Origin of the sequence: Microbacterium sp. Be9, from assembly GCF_011754135.1 — a bacterium.
Classification (GTDB): Bacteria; Actinomycetota; Actinomycetes; order Actinomycetales; family Microbacteriaceae; genus Microbacterium; species Microbacterium maritypicum_A.
In genome coordinates this window covers 896852-913791 of record NZ_WNWT01000006.1, presented here as the reverse complement: position 1 = coordinate 913791, position 16940 = coordinate 896852, and the positions used below count along the sequence as shown (strand labels likewise).

Here is a 16940-nt window from a genome sequence, read left to right as displayed (position 1 = left end):
CACAGGGCGGCATCGACGACAAAGGGGCCGGACCCGAAGGTCCGACCCCTTTGCGAGGAAGCAGATGCTTACTTGATGATCTTCGTGACCGTACCGGCGCCGACGGTGCGTCCACCCTCACGGATGGCGAAGCCGAGGCCCTCCTCCATGGCGATCGGCTGGATCAGCTCGACCGTCATGTCGGTGGTGTCGCCGGGCATGACCATCTCGGTGCCCTCGGGCAGCGAGATGACGCCGGTGACGTCGGTGGTGCGGAAGTAGAACTGCGGGCGGTAGTTCGTGTAGAACGGGTTGTGACGGCCACCCTCGTCCTTGGACAGGATGTACGCGGTGCCCTCGAAGTCGGTGTGCGGCGTGACCGAACCCGGCTTGACGATGACCTGACCGCGCTCGACGTCCTCACGCTTGGTGCCGCGGAGCAGCAGACCACAGTTCTCGCCGGCCCAGGCCTCGTCGAGCTGCTTGTGGAACATCTCGATACCCGTGACCGTGGTCTTGACGGTCGGACGGAGTCCGACGATCTCGACCTCGGAGTTGATGGCCAGCGTGCCACGCTCGGCGCGACCCGTGACGACGGTTCCACGACCGGTGATCGTGAAGACGTCCTCGACGGGCATCAGGAACGGCTTGTCACGGTCACGCTCCGGGTCCGGAACGCTGTCGTCGACAGCCTGCATCAGGTCCAGGATCGCCTGGGTCCACTTCTCGTCGCCCTCGAGGGCCTTGAGAGCGGAGACGCGGACGACAGGAGCGTCCTCGTCGAAGCCCTGGCCGGCGAGCAGCTCGCGGACCTCGAGCTCGACGAGCTCCAGGATCTCCTCGTCGTCGACCATGTCGGACTTGTTCAGCGCGACCAGCAGGTACGGAACGCCGACCTGCTTGGCGAGCAGCACGTGCTCACGCGTCTGAGCCATGGGGCCGTCGGTGGCGGCGACCACGAGGATCGCGCCGTCCATCTGAGCCGCACCGGTGATCATGTTCTTGACGTAGTCGGCGTGGCCGGGAGCGTCAACGTGCGCGTAGTGGCGCTTCGGGGTCTCGTACTCGATGTGCGAGATGTTGATGGTGATACCACGCTGGCGCTCTTCCGGCGCCGAGTCGATGGAAGCGAAGTCACGCTGCACGTTGGTGTCGGACGGGTACTTGTCAGCAAGCACCTTCGAGATCGCTGCGGAGAGCGTGGTCTTGCCGTGGTCGACGTGACCGATCGTTCCGATGTTGACGTGCGGCTTGGTCCGCTCGAACTTGGCCTTAGCCACTGGGTCCTCCTCAGGACGTCGTTGTAGAGGTGACCGGGCACTGGTTTGCGACCGGTTCTCTACGGGTTAGGTTCTCAGTTTAGTAGAGAGGGAATGTGAAGTTGTAGGTGTCCTGGGAGCCGGACCGGGGCCCGGCTCCCAGAAGGACGATTACTCGCCCTTGGTCTTCTGGACGATCTCGTCGGCCACTGCGCGGGGAACCTCAGCGTAGCTGTGGAACTCCATCGAGTAGACGGCGCGGCCCGAGGTCTTCGAGCGCAGGTCGCCGATGTAGCCGAACATCTCGGACAGCGGGACCTGAGCGCGGACGACCTTGACGCCTGCGGCGTCTTCCATCGACTGGATCTGGCCACGACGCGAGTTCAGGTCGCCGATGACGTCGCCCATGTACTCCTCGGGAGTACGGACCTCGACGGCCATCAGCGGCTCGAGCAGCACGGGGTTGGCACGACGAGCGGCCTCCTTGAAGCCCATGGAGCCCGCGATCTTGAACGCCATCTCCGAGGAGTCGACGTCGTGCGCTGCACCATCGACGATGGTCGCCTTGACGCCGACCATCGGGTAGCCCGCGAGCACGCCGACGTTCATCGCGTCCTGGAAACCGGCGTCGATCGAGCCGATGTACTCACGAGGGATGCGACCACCGGTGACGGCGTTCACGAACTCGTAGGTCTTCTCGGAGTCGAGGTCGAGCGGCTCGATGGTGAACTGGATCTTTGCGAACTGTCCAGAACCACCGGTCTGCTTCTTGTGCGTGTAGTCGTGCTTCTCGACGGTCTTGCGGATCGTCTCGCGGTACGCCACCTGCGGCTTGCCGACGTTGGCCTCGACGTTGAACTCGCGCTTCATGCGGTCCACGAGGATGTCGAGGTGCAGCTCGCCCATGCCCTTGATGGTCGTCTGACCGGTCTCGGGGTTGAGCTCCGTGCGGAAGGTCGGGTCCTCTTCAGCGAGCTTCTGGATGGCGACACCCAGTTTCTCCTGGTCGGCCTTGGTCTTCGGCTCGATCGCGACCTCGATGACGGGCTCGGGGAACGTCATCGACTCGAGGACGACCGGAGCCGTCGGGTCGGTGAGGGTGTCACCCGTGGTGGTGTCCTTGAGGCCGATGACCGCGTAGATGTTTCCGGCGGTGACCGAGGGAACCGGGATCTCCTTGTTGGCGTGCATCTGGAAGATCTTCCCGATGCGCTCCTTCTTGTTCTTGGTCGAGTTGACGACCGCAGAACCGGAGTCCAGGTGACCCGAGTAGACGCGCACGTAGGTGAGGCGACCGAAGAACGGGTGCACGGCGACCTTGAACGCGAGGGCGGCGAACGGGTCATTGGCGTCGGGGTGACGCTCGATGATCGTGTCGTAGTCCTTCGGGTCGTGCGCCTCGATCGAGCCCACGTCGAGCGGGTTCGGGAGGTAGTCGACGACCGCGTCGAGCATCGGCTGGACGCCACGGTTCTTGAACGCGGAACCGCAGAGCACCGGGTAGATCTCGCTGGCAACGGTCAGCTTGCGGATCGCACCCTTGATCTCGGCGACCGTGAGCTCCTCGCCACCGAAGAACTTCTCGAGCAGCGCGTCGTCGGTCTCGGCGACGGTCTCGAGGAGCTGCTGGCGGTACTCCGCTGCCTTCTCCTTGAGGTCCTCCGGGATCTCCTGGATCTCGTAGGAGGCGCCCATGGTGACATCACCCTTGGCGTCTCCGGCCCAGACCAGTGCACGCATCTCGATCAGGTCGACGACGCCGATGAAGTCGCTCTCCGCGCCGATGGGCAGCTGGATCACGAGCGGCTTGGCGCCGAGGCGGTTGATGATGGTGTCGACAGTGAAGTAGAAGTCGGCGCCGAGCTTGTCCATCTTGTTGACGAAGCAGATGCGCGGGACGTTGTACTTGTCGGCCTGACGCCAGACGGTCTCGGACTGGGGCTCGACGCCCTCCTTGCCGTCGAACACGGCGACCGCACCGTCGAGCACGCGGAGCGAGCGCTCCACCTCGACCGTGAAGTCCACGTGGCCGGGGGTGTCGATGATGTTGATCTGGTTCTTGTTCCAGTAGCAGGTCACGGCGGCAGACGTGATCGTGATGCCGCGCTCCTTCTCCTGCTCCATCCAGTCGGTGGTCGAAGCGCCATCGTGCGTCTCACCGAGCTTGTGGTTGACGCCCGTGTAGAACAGGATGCGCTCGGTCGTCGTGGTCTTGCCGGCATCGATGTGCGCCATGATGCCGATGTTGCGGACCTTGCTCAGGTCCGTGAGCACGTCTTGTGCCACAGGAGTGTCCTTATCTTTTCGAGCAGTCGTACTGCGAAGAGGGGGTGCCCGCCCCGCGGCGAGTGACCGAGAGGCGGGCGAAGCTGTTTACCAGCGGTAGTGAGCGAACGCGCGGTTCGACTCGGCCATCTTGTGCGTGTCCTCGCGGCGCTTGACCGCGGCACCCAGGCCGTTGGATGCGTCGAGGATCTCGTTCTGCAGACGCTCGGTCATCGTCTTCTCACGACGGCCCTTCGCGTAGCTCACGAGCCAGCGCAGAGCGAGCGTGTTGGCGCGGTGAGGCTTGACCTCGACCGGCACCTGGTAGGTCGAGCCACCGACGCGGCGGCTGCGGACCTCGAGGGTCGGGCGCACGTTGTCGAGCGCCTTCTTCAGCGTGGCGACGGCGTCCTGACCGTTCTTCGCCTCGACGCCGCGGAGGGCGCCGTAGACGATCGACTCGGCCAGCGACTTCTTGCCGTCGACGAGGATCTTGTTCACCAGCGAGGTGACGATGGGTGCGCCGTATACCGGGTCGTTGACGACGGGGCGCTTCGGGGCGGGTCCCTTACGAGGCATCTAACTCAACCCTTCTTCGCGCCGTAGCGGGAACGAGCCTGCTTACGGTTCTTGACTGCCTGGGTGTCCAGGGCGCCACGGACGATCTTGTAACGCACACCGGGGAGGTCCTTGACACGACCGCCACGCACGAGCACGAGCGAGTGCTCCTGCAGGTTGTGACCCTCACCGGGGATGTACGCGGTGACCTCGGTGCCGTTGCGGAGCTTCACACGAGCGACCTTGCGCATCGCCGAGTTCGGCTTCTTCGGGGTGGTGGTGTAGACGCGGGTGCAGACCCCGGCCTGCTGCGGGTTCGACTTGAGCGCCGGCGCCTTGGTCTTGGTGACCTTGGGCGAGCGACCCTTGCGAACCAACTGCTGAATGGTTGGCACGTTCTCTCCTCATAGTGCTGCACGGTGACAGCGTGATGGGTTTCACATCATGACCCACCGGCACGCCGGAACCGACGAGCTTTTGGTGTGATGGGTATGCCGTGGGGGCGGACCGGCATGGTGCCGGCGCCCAGCGCACACGCGGAGGCGTGCACACACCTGATCAAGTGTAATGCCGCGTAACGTAGCGGTCAAATGAGCGCAACTCCGGCCGCGCGACCCGAGTGCAGGATCAGGGCAGATCGGGATCGAACGGCGAGTCCAGCGATTCGGTCAGCTCAGCCAGCAGTGCCTCGATCTGCGGTTCGACGTGCTGAGAGATCGCGGCCTGGATGTGTATGCGATGACGCAACAGGATCCCGCAGATCTCGCGGCCGACCATGTTGGCGTACTCGTCGGCGAGGGCGACCTCCTGGCGGAGGGCGATCTTCGCCTCCTCCGTGAGCGGGGGCAGCGCGGGCAGCGCGGCGGCGGATTCGTCTGCGAGCCCCGCGATCGTGAACAGGAACGGTGCTCCGGGCACCGGATCCGGATCGAGGGGCAGCCCGTCGAACTCGGGATCGAGGTCCTCGGCCGGGCGGTAGCTGCGGGCGCGGTTCCGCGCAGCCTGCTGATCCAGCTCGCGCTGCAGCATCGGCAGATTCCGCGCCGTGTACTCCGCGACGGCGTGATCGACGATGGTCTTGATACGCGTCGAGAGGCCGTGCTGCACGCCGTGCGGCACGTTGGCACCAATACCGGCTGCGGAGAGGATCGGCGATCCGAGGCACCGGCGGCATGGCGCGACGCGACCACGATGGGTTGCCGGCTCCCAGCGCGGCACCCAGCGCAACCATGCCTCCACGGCCTGGTCCACCTGCGTCTCCAACGAGCGCTCCACCCCACCAGAGTACGGCGCGTCGCCCGTCACCGTCGCGATTTCCCGGTCCCGGCGGGGCGCGGAGGGAGGATCGCTCGGACGTCATTCCTCTTCGTCGCGCTCCCACGGCCAACGCGGATGCTCGGCGCGCGTGCGACGCAGCGCGATCCCACCCCATCCGGCGATCAGGCCCGCCAGCACGAGGACGGCGCTCGCGCCGCCTCGCACGAGACCGCCGGCGACCGCTGTCGCGAGCACGATGCTCCCGGCGCCGACGAGGACGGCGACCCATACCGCGATCAGATGGACGAGGCCGGCGACCAGCGCGATCGCGATCGTGGCGACATACGACGGATGCGGTCGACGCAGAGTGGACCACAGCACGAGCGCGAACGAGACGACAGCCGCGATCATGCCGAGCACGCCAGGGGTCTGGCCGAGATCGGGGACCGCGATGATGTCCGTGTCGGTGGCGATGCTCACGGCGCCGAGCCCGAACACCGCGAGCGCGAAGAAGCTGATGGTGGCGAGCACCACCGCCAGGATGGCCGAAACCCCCGCGGACTCGGGTCCCCGGGGGTTCGGCGTGGTGGAGTTCGTGATTACCTCGACAACGTCGGGCCGGCCTCGAGCGTGCGCTCGTACTCGCGCTGCGCCTCGGCATTCAGCTCGGTCTTGCGAGCACCGCTTCGGGCGACCCAGGCACCGAACCAGATGGTCAGCTCGCGGGCGAACACGAAGGCCGCGATCGCGAGCGGGGCGAGCATCTGCTCCCCGACGAGGTCGAGTCCCTGGCTGGCGCTGAGCTTCCAGAACGGAGCTTCGAAGAGCTGCCCGAGGATGTGGCCCCCATACGCGATGACGCCGACGATGAGGCCGAAGACGACCCAGAGGCCCCAGCGTCCACGGTTGATGACCGCACCCAGCAGCCAGAACCCGAGGAAGAACACGACGACGGGCGTCCAGAACCCCCATGTCATCAGGGGTGCGATCGCGGTCTGGCCGATGTTCTCGCCGGTCACATCTCCGGCGATGGCACCGAGTCCGAGCGCAGCCCCCAGGTAGAGCACCGCGAAGACGAGTGTCGCCAGGAGTCCGATGGCTCCCGCGGTGCCGCGGTTGCCGCGGTCACGGGGCGGTTCAGGCGCCTGGACGAAGATGGGCTGCGGCTGTGCGGCGGCAGCGGCGACGAGCGGCTCCGACGGGACGACGCGCGTCTCGACCTCATCGCCGTACTGGGCGTACGCCGCACCGGCCATCCCCGACTGCTCGTGGCCGAACGGGACGGGCTCGCCCACGACGGGCTCGGGGTAGAACGAGGTGGTCTCGGCGTCGGCCTGAGCCCTGACCTCGTCGGCGTAGTCGCGCGACGGAGCGACCGGAGCAGGCGTCACGGCCGGCGGCGGGGAGGCGAACGTACCGGGGTGATCACGCTCGGCCTCTTCGAAAGCGGCGAGGTCGGGGTCGACCGGCGTTGCGACGGGCTTCTGATCGATGCCGTCGTTCACGCCGTCGTTGTTGCCGGGAACGCCAGCACCCGCAGCCGCAGCGGCGTCCAGGCCTTCGTTCGCACTGCCGACGACGTCGTCAACGTCAGCCGGCTTCTCGGGCTGGGGAACGTTGGGGTCACTCATGGGGTGCGCCTCTCATCGGATACGTGCACTGCGAGGGTACCTCCGCGCGAACGACCGCTCGCGGAGGCGTGCCGACGTGTCGTCATACGCGGAGACGCGTCGTCATCCGCGAGGACCGGTCGTCGTGACGCGGGTTCAGGGGAGCGCGCTGCGCAGCGCATCGCCCGCGAACTGCGCGAGCACGGGGACCATCGGCAGGGACAGCCACACGAGAGCCCCGATGATGCCGACGCACACGATCCCGGCGAACCAGCTCATCCCGAGGTTGCGTCCCCCCACCCGTGCCATGGCTCCACGCTACGGCCGAAGCCCCGACAGGCTGCGGAGCAACGCCGATATCCGGCAACGGCAGCGCCTGTCATCCTGCGGTGCGCCCGCGAAGTCGCCACAGCAGCCACAGCCCCGAGAGGGGGACGAGGAGGAACCCGAGGAGGATGAGGACGTGCCACTCCCCCACGCCGGGGACGAGGGGGTTGACGGCGGCAACCTCCGGGGGCGTCCCGGTCCCCGAGGAGCTGCTTCCCGTCTCCGACGAGGCGAGGGCCGTCAGCGTCGAGACCGTGAGGAACGAGATGCCGGTGACGACGAACGGCACGACGATAGCGATCGCCTTCTCCCAGGCCCTCCAGAGTGCACTCGCGCTCACGAGCGCGGCGCCGACGAACCAGCCGACCACGGGCACCACGATCCCTCCGAAGCTCAACGTGAGCGCCGCAGCGATCGCGAACCCTCTCGTCGATGTCGCGGGCGGACGGGGTGTGGGCGCTGCGGCGATCGTGGGAGCACCGACGATCGTCGCCGAGGGCACCTCCGCCTGGGCTTCATCCGCGATCACGACCGGATCGCCGAGATGCGCGATGCGCGCCGCCGTCGCTTCGGCGTCGAGTCCCTGCAGCTCTTCGAGGATGCCGGCACGGATGTCGCTCGCGACACCGTGCGGCAGGTTGCGCATGGCCTCGTCGAGCCGCGCGAGGTAATCCGCACGGAGGTCGTCTGCGGTGAGCTCTGTCATGGTCGTCCCTCTCCGACGATGCCCGTGACGACACGGGCGAATGGTGTCCACTGCGCACGGAACCGCTCGAGCTGATCGGTCCCGCTGGCGGTGAGCCGGTAGTACTTGCGCACCGGACCGCTTCCGGAGGGCTGGTCGAAGGTGGTGACCCAGCCGTTGTCCTTCAGCCGCCCGAGCAGCGGGTACAGCGTCCCGATACTGGCGATCAATCCCGCGCCGGTGAGTGCGTCGGCCAGCTGCCAGCCGTACATCGGCTCACGCGCGAGCAGACCGAGCACGCAGTACTCGACCACGCCCTTGCGCATCTGGGCGCCGACGTCCGCTGTCATGCATGACAAGGTAGCATGCGAGACAAGTGAGCGGGAAGCGCCGGGGAGAGGAGGACCCGGGGAGGGACGGCGGTCGCCACCGAAGGGACGACCGCCCGTGCCATCAGCCCTTCGTCGCGCCTGCCGTCAGCCCGCCCACGATGTACTTCTGCAGGAAGAGGAACAGGATCATCACCGGGATCGCGGCCATCACGGCGCCGGCCGAGAACGCGGACCAGTCTGCATACCGCGGGTTGGCGACGAGCTTGGTGAGTCCGACGACCAGCGTCTGCTGATCCACGTCGACGAGCATGACACTCGCGATCACGTACTCGTTCACGGTGCCGATGAACGACAGCAGGCCGACCACTGCGAGGATGGGGGCGACCAGACGCAGGATGATCGTGAAGAAGATGCGCGCATGACCGGCGCCGTCGATCCGGGCCGCCTCGTCGATCTCCTTCGGAATGGTGTTGAAGAAGCCGTACATCAGGTAGGTGTTCACGCCGAGCGCTCCACCGAGGTACACCAGGATCAGCCCGGTGTGCGTGTTGAGACCGATGGCGGGGAACCAGTCCCCCAGCGTCGACATGAGCAGGAAGATCGCGACCACGGCGAGCAGCTGCGGGAACATCTGCACGACGACGATCGTGACGAGACCGACCCGTCGTCCGGCGAACCGCATGCGCGAGAAGGCATATGCGGCGCAGGCGCCGATGAAGACGGTGACCGCGCCGGTGACGACGGCGATCAGCAGCGTGTTGAGGAACCAGGTGCCGTACGGGTTCTGCGGGTCGCTCAGGATGCGCACGTAGCTGTCGATACCGATCGCGGAGAAGAGCTGGTTCGAGCCCGTCAGCGTCCCCTTCGGGTTCAGCGAAGCGGAGACGACGTAGAGCAGCGGGAACAGGGCGAAGGCGCTCACGACGATCGCGACGAGGTGTCGCCATCCGGTGTCGGCGAACCACGCGCCGAAGCTGCGGCGCCGCGGAGCGAGGCTCTGCAGGTCGTCGGTGGAGCGAGTGTCGGCGGATCGCCCGGTGGTGGGGCTGTGGGTGCTCATGTCAGTTCAGCTCCTCGAGGGCCTTGGTCTTGCGGAAGCTGATGATCGAGATCGTGGCCACCACGATGAAGATCAGGATCGTGAAGGCCGACGCCAGACCGTAGTCGCGCGTCTGCCCCGTGAAGGCGACCTTGTAGACCATCGAGATCAGGATGTCGGTGTGCCCGACGGGGATCGACACGTCGCTGAAGCGCGGACCGCCATTGGTGAGCATGTAGATCAGGTTGAAGTTGTTGAAGTTGAACGCGAACGACGAGATCAACAGCGGCGCGACGGTGACCAGCAGCAGCGGCAGCTTGATCCGCCGGAAGACCTGCCACGGGTTCGCGCCGTCCATCACCGCGGCTTCGTTCACGTCCTCGGGGATGCCCTGCAGGGCGCCCATGCAGACGAGGAACATGTACGGGAAGCCGAGCCACAGGTTCACCAGCAGCACAGACACCTTCGCGAGCACCGGGTCGGTGAGCCACGGGATCGCGGCCCCGCCGAAGATCACCTGGTTGATGAAGCCGAAGCTCTCGTTCATCATCCCGGCCCAGACCAGCGCGGAGAGGAACGCGGGGAACGCGTACGGGAGGATGAGGATGATCCGGTATCCGTTGCGGAATCGCATGCGGGTGTTGTTGAAGACGAGCGCGAGCAGGAGTCCGAGGAAGAACGTCGTCGCGACAGAGATCAGCGCGAACGCGAAGGTCCACAACGTGACCGAGATGAGCGGCCCGCGGATCGACGAGTCGGTCACCGCGCGCACGAAGTTGTCGAACCCGACCGTCGTCTGCCATCCGGGGAGGAGCTGCTCTCCGCCTTCGGCCGTGAAGGCTCCGTCACCGGTGTCCGCGTACACGGTGCCGGTGGTGGTGTCGGTGATGGTGTCCGCGGCCTCGTCGTATTCGAGCGTCGAGACGTACAGATAGCCCTTCTGCCCGTCGGGAGCCCGCAGGCTGCCGTCGTTCGGATCATCACTGAAGGGGACCGAGAGCTTCTCCAGCTCTTCGGAGAGGGTGAAGACGGTCGCGAGCGGGAGCGTGGTCCAGCCATCGACCGCGACGGCCTTCCCGCCCTCGAACCGGGCGTCGACCTCTTCCAGGGGCTGCTCCGCGGTGCCGAGCAGCGCGTCGCCGGACTCCGGATCGGTCGCGAGCAGCCCGTAGGTGCCGAACTGCTCGACCACCGTGACGGGGTAGGTCGGCGAATCCTCGACCCGCTCCTGGGCCGAGGCGAGGAGCGAGGAGATCGCCTGGTCCTTGGTCCCGTTGTGACCCGTGCCGTAGTTCGTGAACCCGATGTAACCGGTGTAGAGCAGGGTGAAGACCTGGAACACGACCAGGAAGATGATGCCCGGCGTGAGGTACTTCGCCGCGATGCGCTTGCGGGAGAAGTAGATGTAGTTGACGAGGACGGCGACCACGACGACGACGCCGAGGATCACCCATTCCTGATGGGCGAAGAGCACGAAGGCCGCATACAGCGCGATCGCGTCGACCACCGCCAGCAGGAGGATCTTCAGCAGCATCCAGCCGATGGGTCCGGATGCGGCCTCCGCGATCTTCGCGGCCTGGCGCTGGCGTCTGGTCGGAGGAGCTGTGCGCTCGTCGGTGTCTGTCATGTCGTCCTCGTCATGATCCTGCCGGGGCGGACGAAGACGCCCACCCCGGCAGAGTCAGTGTTCTGGCTGTTACTTGATCGCGGCGGTCACGTCGTCGACGAGCTTCTGCCACGTCGTCGTCGGGTCCTCGCCGTTGATGATCGCGGCCTCGGCCACGCCCCAGTACTGCCAGACCGCGCCCATGGCCGGGATGGCGGGCATCGGGACGGCGTCGGCGCCGACGGCCTGGAATCCGGCGATGATCGGATCGGCGGCGGCGGTGTCGGCTGCGGCGGTCAGGGCGGGCAGGATGTTGCCGGCCTTGAACAGCTCGAGCTGCACGTCTTCGGTGCCGATGTAGTTGACGAGGAAGTCGTTCGCCGCGACCTTGTTCTTCGACTCGGAGCTCACGAAGAAGCCCTTGACGCCGGCGAACGGCGAGGCGGTCTCACCGGTCGGGCTCGGGATCGGGTCGATCGCGACGTTGATGCCCGCGTCGGTGGCCGCACCCACGTTCCACGGACCGGTCAGCCAGAAGGCCGCGGTGCCGTCGAGGAACTGCTGCTTGGCGATCTCGCCGTCGACGTCGGTGTTCAGCACGCCCGCTGCGCCCTGCGCGCCCAGCCAGTCGGCGAACGCGAAGCCGCCCTCACTGCCCAGCTGGAGGTCGGTGGAGTCGTAGCTGCCGGTGTCATCGGTGCCGAACACCGGGGCCCCGAAAGCGGTCTGGAACGGATACAGGTGGTACGGGTTGCCCTCGGTGCCCTGCTCCACGACGAACGTGCCCTTCGAGACCATGTCGTCGAAGCTGGTCGCGGCGGCGGGAACGAGATCGGCGTTGCGCAGGACCGCGATGTTCTCGACGGCGTACGGAAGCATGTAGACGGTGCCATCGTAGGTGGCGGCCTGCAGGGCGACGGGAAGGTAGTCCTCGGAGCTGTCACCCAGCTCGATCGGCGCGACCACTCCGTTCGTGGAGAGCTCGCCCAGCCAGTCGTGCGCGCCCATGACGATGTCGGGGCCCTTGCCGGTCGGAACCTGCTGGATGAAGTCGTCCTTCATGTCGTCGACCGACTTGCCCGTGAGCTCGACCTTGACGCCGGTCTTCTCCTGGTAGGCGTCTGCCGCGCCCTGCAGTGCATCGACGCGCTCGGCATCGACCCAGACGACCAGCTTTCCGCTGTCGTCGGAGCCCGAGGTGTCGTCGCTGCTGGTCCCCGTGGAGCAGCCGGCAAGCGTCAGAGTCGAAACGATGGCGATCGCGCCCGCGGCGACGATGCCCCTCTTGTTCACCTTCATTGGTGTGTGCCTCTCTCAGTGCTGATCACCTGCAAGGACTGCAAGCGCTTACAGTATGCATCGAAATCGACGCTGTTTGCAATGAGACCGGGCGTCGATATCAACCCGTGACCGAGAGAAGGGTGGCCGCCAGGTGTGAAAACGCTTCCACCTGCGGAGAAGAGGTCGCCCCGTAGACTGCCGACATGGCTGATGGTTCGCTTCGCATCGCGCGGATGACGGCAGGAATCGTCCTGGCGTTCTCCGCTGCTGTCCTCAGCGGGTGCACCGCGTTCGCCACCGGCTACGCCGTTCTGGACCGTGAAGCCGAAGGCGCAGACGCCCTTCCGGACGCGTTCATCGAGCAGGACCCCGCAGACATCGCCGACATTTCGTCTGCACGGTACGTCGGCGAGCATTCCGGCAGCTCGCTCTGGCTGTTGCGCGGGGTGGATCAGGGCTCTGTCTGCATACTCGCCTATCGGGACGAGACCGCAGGGATCATGGGGTGCGGCAGCGAAGGCGGCCCCGTCGAGATGAGCGGCCTCGCCGGCCATTTCGTGACCGTTCCGGACGACTACCCCGCCCCGGACGGAGCCACCCGGATCTCCGACAATGTGTACGCGCTGAGCCCCTGAGTAGGATGAAACCATGGCTGACAGTTCATTTGACATCGTCTCGAAGGTCGACCACCAGGAGGCGGAGAACGCCCTGAACCAGGCCCGCAAGGAGATCGAGCAGCGCTACGACTTCAAGGGCACCGGTGCGTCGATCGCCTGGAGCGGCGAGAGCATCCTCATCATCGCGAACACCGAGGAGCGGGCCAAGGCCGTGCTCGACGTGTTCCAGTCCAAGCTCATCAAGCGGGGCATCTCCCTGAAGAGCCTCGAGTCGGGCGACCCGTTCGCCAGCGGCAAGGAGTTCCGCATCGTCTCGACACTCAAGGACGGCATCTCCTCGGAGAACGCGAAGAAGATCAACAAGATCATCCGCGACGAGGGCCCCAAGGGAGTGAAGAGCCAGATCCAGGGCGACGAGCTGCGCGTGCAATCCAAGAGCCGAGACGACCTGCAGTCGGTCATCGCACTGCTCAAGGGTGCCGACCTCGATCTCGATCTGCAGTTCATCAACTACCGGTAAGCCGCCGCGACACGTCGCGGGGAGGGGGTCGGGTGCAGCGCACTCGGCCCCCTCTCTCGTCATTGTTGGATTGCATACCGATATATGGGTTGCGGTGCCCAAGACTGGGAGTGGTCGACTCAATGCGACCGATGACGCGAACGCCGCATGACGCACTGCCGTCGTAGGGCTACGCGATCTCGGGATTGCGAGCTTGCCCTCGTGGGGACGAGGCCGCGGCAGTTCCATGCGCTCGCGTCTTCGGTGGCCGGCGGATGCCCTGCATCCGCCGGCCACGGAACCGCGAGCAAGGAGACCGCGAGTAAGAAGAGCCCACCTGAGTCACGCTGCGCGCCCCCACGCGGTTCGCGGACTCGGGTGGGGCTGTTGGCATCCGATGCGACTTCATGATGTAGTTGCCCTCCCGGGCGAATCATGGGGCGCTCGGGATCAGAAGGACAACTGGGGGCAGGTCCATGGCGAGTATCGGATCGACGAACATCGGAGAGAGCAAGCAGCTCTTGGCCGAGGAGGTCTTCCACCACATCGGAAGGCAGATCATCGACGGCACGCTGGCAGAGGGTGAGCGCATCCGCGATGTCGACGTCGCCGAAGAGCTGCATGTGTCGCGCACACCTGTTCGAGAGGCGCTTCAGCGCCTGGAGCGACTGGGAATGGTAACGATGTACCCGAGCCGGTACACCGAGGTCACGGCGGTGACGCCCGAGACGATGGCGCAGTCGCTCGAGTTCGCGGGGTATCAGGCCGGAATCGCAGCGCGACTGGCGGTGCCGAGGCTCACGGCGGCTCAACGCGAGCATGTCATCACGCTCGTCGCCGCGATGAATGCGTCGTTGGACGACCTGGCGACGACCTCCGGCGCCCGTTGGGCCGTGTTCTCGTACCTGGGCTCGCACAGCGGCAACGAGCAGCATCGCACACTGATCGACGATGCGAGCATGGTGCTTTTCCGCAACCTTCGCGACTGGGTGGTTCCCGCGTCCGATCGGGCGCGGATGGGGCAGGTCTACGACGATTTCCGCGACGCCGTGCGCGATGCCGACGGCGATGGAGCCGAACGCCTGGTCAGGGCGATGTACTACCTGTGAGCCCCGTCACAGCGCCGCGCGCCAACCCGTGACCCATCTGTCCAAGCGCCGGTAGGCGTCCTCCCGCGCGTCGTGTCGGGAGAGGAAGACGTCGTGGAGCGCGCCGTCGATGCGCTCGACGGTCACACTGGGACCGAGGCGGAGTGCCGCACGCGCGATGTCGTCGACCACCAGCACCGAGTCGGCGGAGGTGAGATCGTTCGACCAGCGCGTCGGCGGCACGAATCGTGCCGAGAGCAGCACACATACCGGTGCGGTGATCGACAGCCCCGCGGCCACCGTCTTGTGCCCGGAGAGCACGGCGTGCAGCCACCCCGCGTACACCGCCATGGTCTGCGCGGGGCGCCACACCGGGTTGACCTCCATCGGGTCGTCGGGATCGGCGACCTCCTGCTGCGCGCGGGTGTAGAAGCCGAGGTCGATCTGCGGTGCGGCCTCCATCGGCCGGATCCGCGCCTGCAGCTCGACCATCGGCGCGATCGCGGCCCTCGCCGGCGCGAACTGGAATTCCAGCCAGGGGCTGTTGAGGATCACCGCGTCGACCGCGCCCGGGTGCCGGGAAGCCCACAGGCTCAACGTCAGGCCGCCCGTGGAATGCCCGAGAAGAACGAGTCGTCGATCGGATTCCAGGCCGCCCTCACCTCGACCCATCCCATCCAGCGCCGCCCCGATGTCCTCGTCGTAGATGGCGAGGTCGGCGATGTAGCCCGGGGTCTGGCCGTCGCGGAGACTGCGACCGTACTTGCGCAGGTCGAGGGCGAAGAAGCGGGCCCCCCGAGACGTCCAGAATCGAGCGAGCCGCTTCTGGAAGAAGTAGTCGGACCAGCCGTGCACGTACAGCACATCGACTCCGTCGAGAGGCGGACGATTGCCGCTCGCCCGTGCCCACAGACCGGGCCTCTTCGGCAGCGCACGCACCAGCGTCGCCACCACGGGGCCCTGATCGTCCGTGCCGAGATCGAGCGTCAGCTGCTCGAACTCGTCGCCCAGGACATCAGGGATCCACTCGGCCATGCGTTCCTCCCCCGTCGTCGCCAGGCTAGCCGAGAGCGCGACCGGTCGGGGGAAGGCCGACCGCGACCGCGCTATTCGCCGCGCGAGACGCGGACCATCTCGTCGCGCGGGACCACCTTCACGCGGGCGCGCTCCTCCGGGGCGCCGAGAGCGATCTCGTGCTCGTCGAGGCGGTGCCAGCCGTCGAGGTCGGTCCAGCGCACACCGCGCTCCTGCAGGAGCTCGACGATCGCCTCCTCCGATGGGTCCTCCGGGTGCCACCAGGAACCCTGATCGTTGATGATGTGGCGCACGGTCTCCATCGCATCGGACTTCGTGTGCCCGATCAGCCCGACCGGGCCGCGCTTGATCCATCCGGTCGCGTAGATGCCGGGCACGCGGTCGTTCGAGTCCTTCGCGAGGACCTGGCCCTCGCGGTTCGGGATCACCCCGTGCTTCTTGTCGAACGGAACGCCGGGAAGCGGGGATCCGAAGTAGCCGATGGCACGGTAGAGAGCCTGCAGGGGCACCTCGCGCAACTCGCCGGTGCCGACCGCGCCACCCTGGCCGTCGGGCCGGGTGCGCTCGTACACGAGAGCCGCGACGCGACCGTTCTCGTCCTTGCGGACCTCGACCGGCTTCGCCCAGAAGTGCAGATGCAGACGGCGCGATGCCGTGCCTCCCGCGTTGTTGACCGAATCCCGTTTGCGCCACGACTGCAGGATGCGATCGATGACCATGACCTGCTTGTTGCTGGCGACGGCGTCTTTGGCGGCATCGTCGTAGTCGAAGTCCTCGTCGTAGACGACCATGTCGACGTCGCGCAGCTCGCCGAGCTCGCGCAGTTCGAGCGGGGTGAACTTGACCTGCGCCGGCCCCCGCCGCCCGAACACGTGCACATCCGTGATCTCGCTGGCCTTGAGGCCCTCGTAGACGTTGGCCGGCACCTCGGTGACGAGCAGGTCCTCCGCGTGCTTGGCCAGCATGCGGGCCACGTCGAGCGCGACGTTGCCGTTGCCGAGCACGCCGACGGAAGCGGCGTCGAGCGGCCATTCACGCGGCACGTCGGGGTGGCCGTCGAACCAGCTGACGTAGTCCGCCGCCCCGTACGAGGCGACGGCATCGATGCCGGGGATGTCGAGCGAGGTGTCACGGACCGCACCGGTCGCGAAGATCACCGCGTTGTAGTGCTTCTTGAGGTCTTCGAGGGTGATGTCCTCGCCGAAGCGTACGTTGCCGAACAGGCGGATGTCACCGCGGTCCAGCACGTCGCGAAGGGCGGTGATGATGCCCTTGATGCGGGGGTGGTCAGGGGCGACGCCGTAGCGCACCAGTCCGTACGGCGCGGGGAGTTGTTCGAAGAGGTCGATCGAGACGTCGAACTTGCGCTCCGCCTTCAGCAGGATGTCTGCCGCGTAGATGCCGGCGGGGCCCGCACCGACGATGGCCAGTCTGAGCTTGGTCATGGGAGGTCCTTTCGTATGCCGTCGCAGCCGGTGCCCGCGGCCCGAAGGGCCGCCGCGC

18 protein-coding genes are annotated in these 16940 nt (G+C 66.6%); 3 read left to right on the top strand and 15 right to left on the bottom strand.

The features are described from left to right. Positions 1-68 precede the first annotated feature (68 nt). From tuf to GLO27_RS15225, 13 genes are all read right to left on the bottom strand, one after another. The gene (tuf, locus tag GLO27_RS15285; protein ID WP_017829210.1) at positions 69-1259 is read right to left on the bottom strand and encodes an elongation factor Tu; all 1191 of its coding nucleotides are present in this window, start codon (positions 1257-1259) and stop codon (positions 69-71) included. A gap of 150 nt (positions 1260-1409) precedes the next feature. Further along, entirely contained in the window at positions 1410-3524 is a 2115-nt protein-coding gene (gene fusA / locus GLO27_RS15280; RefSeq protein WP_021201125.1) for an elongation factor G, read from the bottom strand. An 87-nt stretch (positions 3525-3611) separates the two neighbouring features. Continuing rightward, on the bottom strand, positions 3612-4082 hold the full coding sequence (rpsG, locus tag GLO27_RS15275; protein ID WP_017201608.1) for a 30S ribosomal protein S7: 471 nt from the start codon (positions 4080-4082) through the stop codon (positions 3612-3614). 5 nt (positions 4083-4087) lie between these two features. Then, a complete protein-coding gene (rpsL, locus tag GLO27_RS15270; protein ID WP_017201609.1) occupies positions 4088-4456 on the bottom strand; it encodes a 30S ribosomal protein S12 in 369 nt (122 codons plus the stop codon). A gap of 232 nt (positions 4457-4688) precedes the next feature. Continuing rightward, entirely contained in the window at positions 4689-5336 is a 648-nt protein-coding gene (locus GLO27_RS15265; protein WP_029258210.1) for a hypothetical protein, read from the bottom strand. Positions 5337-5417: 81 nt separating this feature from the next. Beyond that, positions 5418-5849, bottom strand: a complete 432-nt coding sequence (locus tag GLO27_RS15260; protein WP_031207980.1) for a hypothetical protein — start codon at positions 5847-5849, stop codon at positions 5418-5420. A gap of 68 nt (positions 5850-5917) precedes the next feature. Continuing rightward, positions 5918-6949, bottom strand: a complete 1032-nt coding sequence (locus GLO27_RS15255; RefSeq protein ID WP_021201128.1) for a hypothetical protein — start codon at positions 6947-6949, stop codon at positions 5918-5920. Positions 6950-7084: 135 nt separating this feature from the next. Further along, positions 7085-7237 carry a hypothetical protein gene (locus tag GLO27_RS15250; protein ID WP_021201129.1) on the bottom strand — a complete coding sequence of 51 codons (153 nt, stop codon included), beginning with the start codon at positions 7235-7237 and terminating at the stop codon, positions 7085-7087. A 70-nt stretch (positions 7238-7307) separates the two neighbouring features. Continuing rightward, a complete protein-coding gene (locus GLO27_RS15245; protein WP_029258213.1) occupies positions 7308-7961 on the bottom strand; it encodes a hypothetical protein in 654 nt (217 codons plus the stop codon). Further along, a complete protein-coding gene (locus GLO27_RS15240; protein WP_036271430.1) occupies positions 7958-8290 on the bottom strand; it encodes a PadR family transcriptional regulator in 333 nt (110 codons plus the stop codon). The genes GLO27_RS15245 and GLO27_RS15240 overlap by 4 nt, the downstream gene beginning before the upstream one ends. 103 nt (positions 8291-8393) lie before the next feature. Next, a complete protein-coding gene (locus GLO27_RS15235; RefSeq protein WP_029258214.1) occupies positions 8394-9332 on the bottom strand; it encodes a sugar ABC transporter permease in 939 nt (312 codons plus the stop codon). Between the two features lies 1 nt (position 9333). Further along, entirely contained in the window at positions 9334-10938 is a 1605-nt protein-coding gene (locus GLO27_RS15230; RefSeq protein ID WP_029267387.1) for an ABC transporter permease subunit, read from the bottom strand. Between the two features lie 69 nt (positions 10939-11007). Then, the gene (locus GLO27_RS15225; RefSeq protein WP_167255598.1) at positions 11008-12216 is read right to left on the bottom strand and encodes an extracellular solute-binding protein; all 1209 of its coding nucleotides are present in this window, start codon (positions 12214-12216) and stop codon (positions 11008-11010) included. A gap of 185 nt (positions 12217-12401) precedes the next feature. Between GLO27_RS15225 and GLO27_RS15220 the strand changes: the two genes are divergently transcribed. The 3 genes from GLO27_RS15220 (at position 12402) to GLO27_RS15210 (ending at position 14423) form a co-directional block, all read left to right on the top strand. After that, the gene (locus GLO27_RS15220; protein WP_167255596.1) at positions 12402-12833 is read left to right on the top strand and encodes a hypothetical protein; all 432 of its coding nucleotides are present in this window, start codon (positions 12402-12404) and stop codon (positions 12831-12833) included. A gap of 13 nt (positions 12834-12846) precedes the next feature. Then, positions 12847-13335 carry a YajQ family cyclic di-GMP-binding protein gene (locus tag GLO27_RS15215; RefSeq protein WP_017829222.1) on the top strand — a complete coding sequence of 163 codons (489 nt, stop codon included), beginning with the start codon at positions 12847-12849 and terminating at the stop codon, positions 13333-13335. A 455-nt stretch (positions 13336-13790) separates the two neighbouring features. After that, on the top strand, positions 13791-14423 hold the full coding sequence (locus GLO27_RS15210) for a GntR family transcriptional regulator (protein ID WP_021201136.1): 633 nt from the start codon (positions 13791-13793) through the stop codon (positions 14421-14423). A gap of 6 nt (positions 14424-14429) precedes the next feature. On the opposite strand, the gene GLO27_RS15205 is transcribed toward GLO27_RS15210, so the two are convergent. After that, positions 14430-15437: an alpha/beta hydrolase gene (locus tag GLO27_RS15205; protein ID WP_167255594.1), complete on the bottom strand. Its 1008-nt coding sequence runs from the start codon at positions 15435-15437 to the stop codon at positions 14430-14432. A 71-nt stretch (positions 15438-15508) separates the two neighbouring features. Further along, complete coding sequence (locus GLO27_RS15200) at positions 15509-16882, bottom strand: FAD-dependent oxidoreductase (RefSeq protein ID WP_167255593.1); 1374 nt, start codon at positions 16880-16882, stop codon at positions 15509-15511. Between the last annotated feature and the right edge of the window lie 58 nt (positions 16883-16940).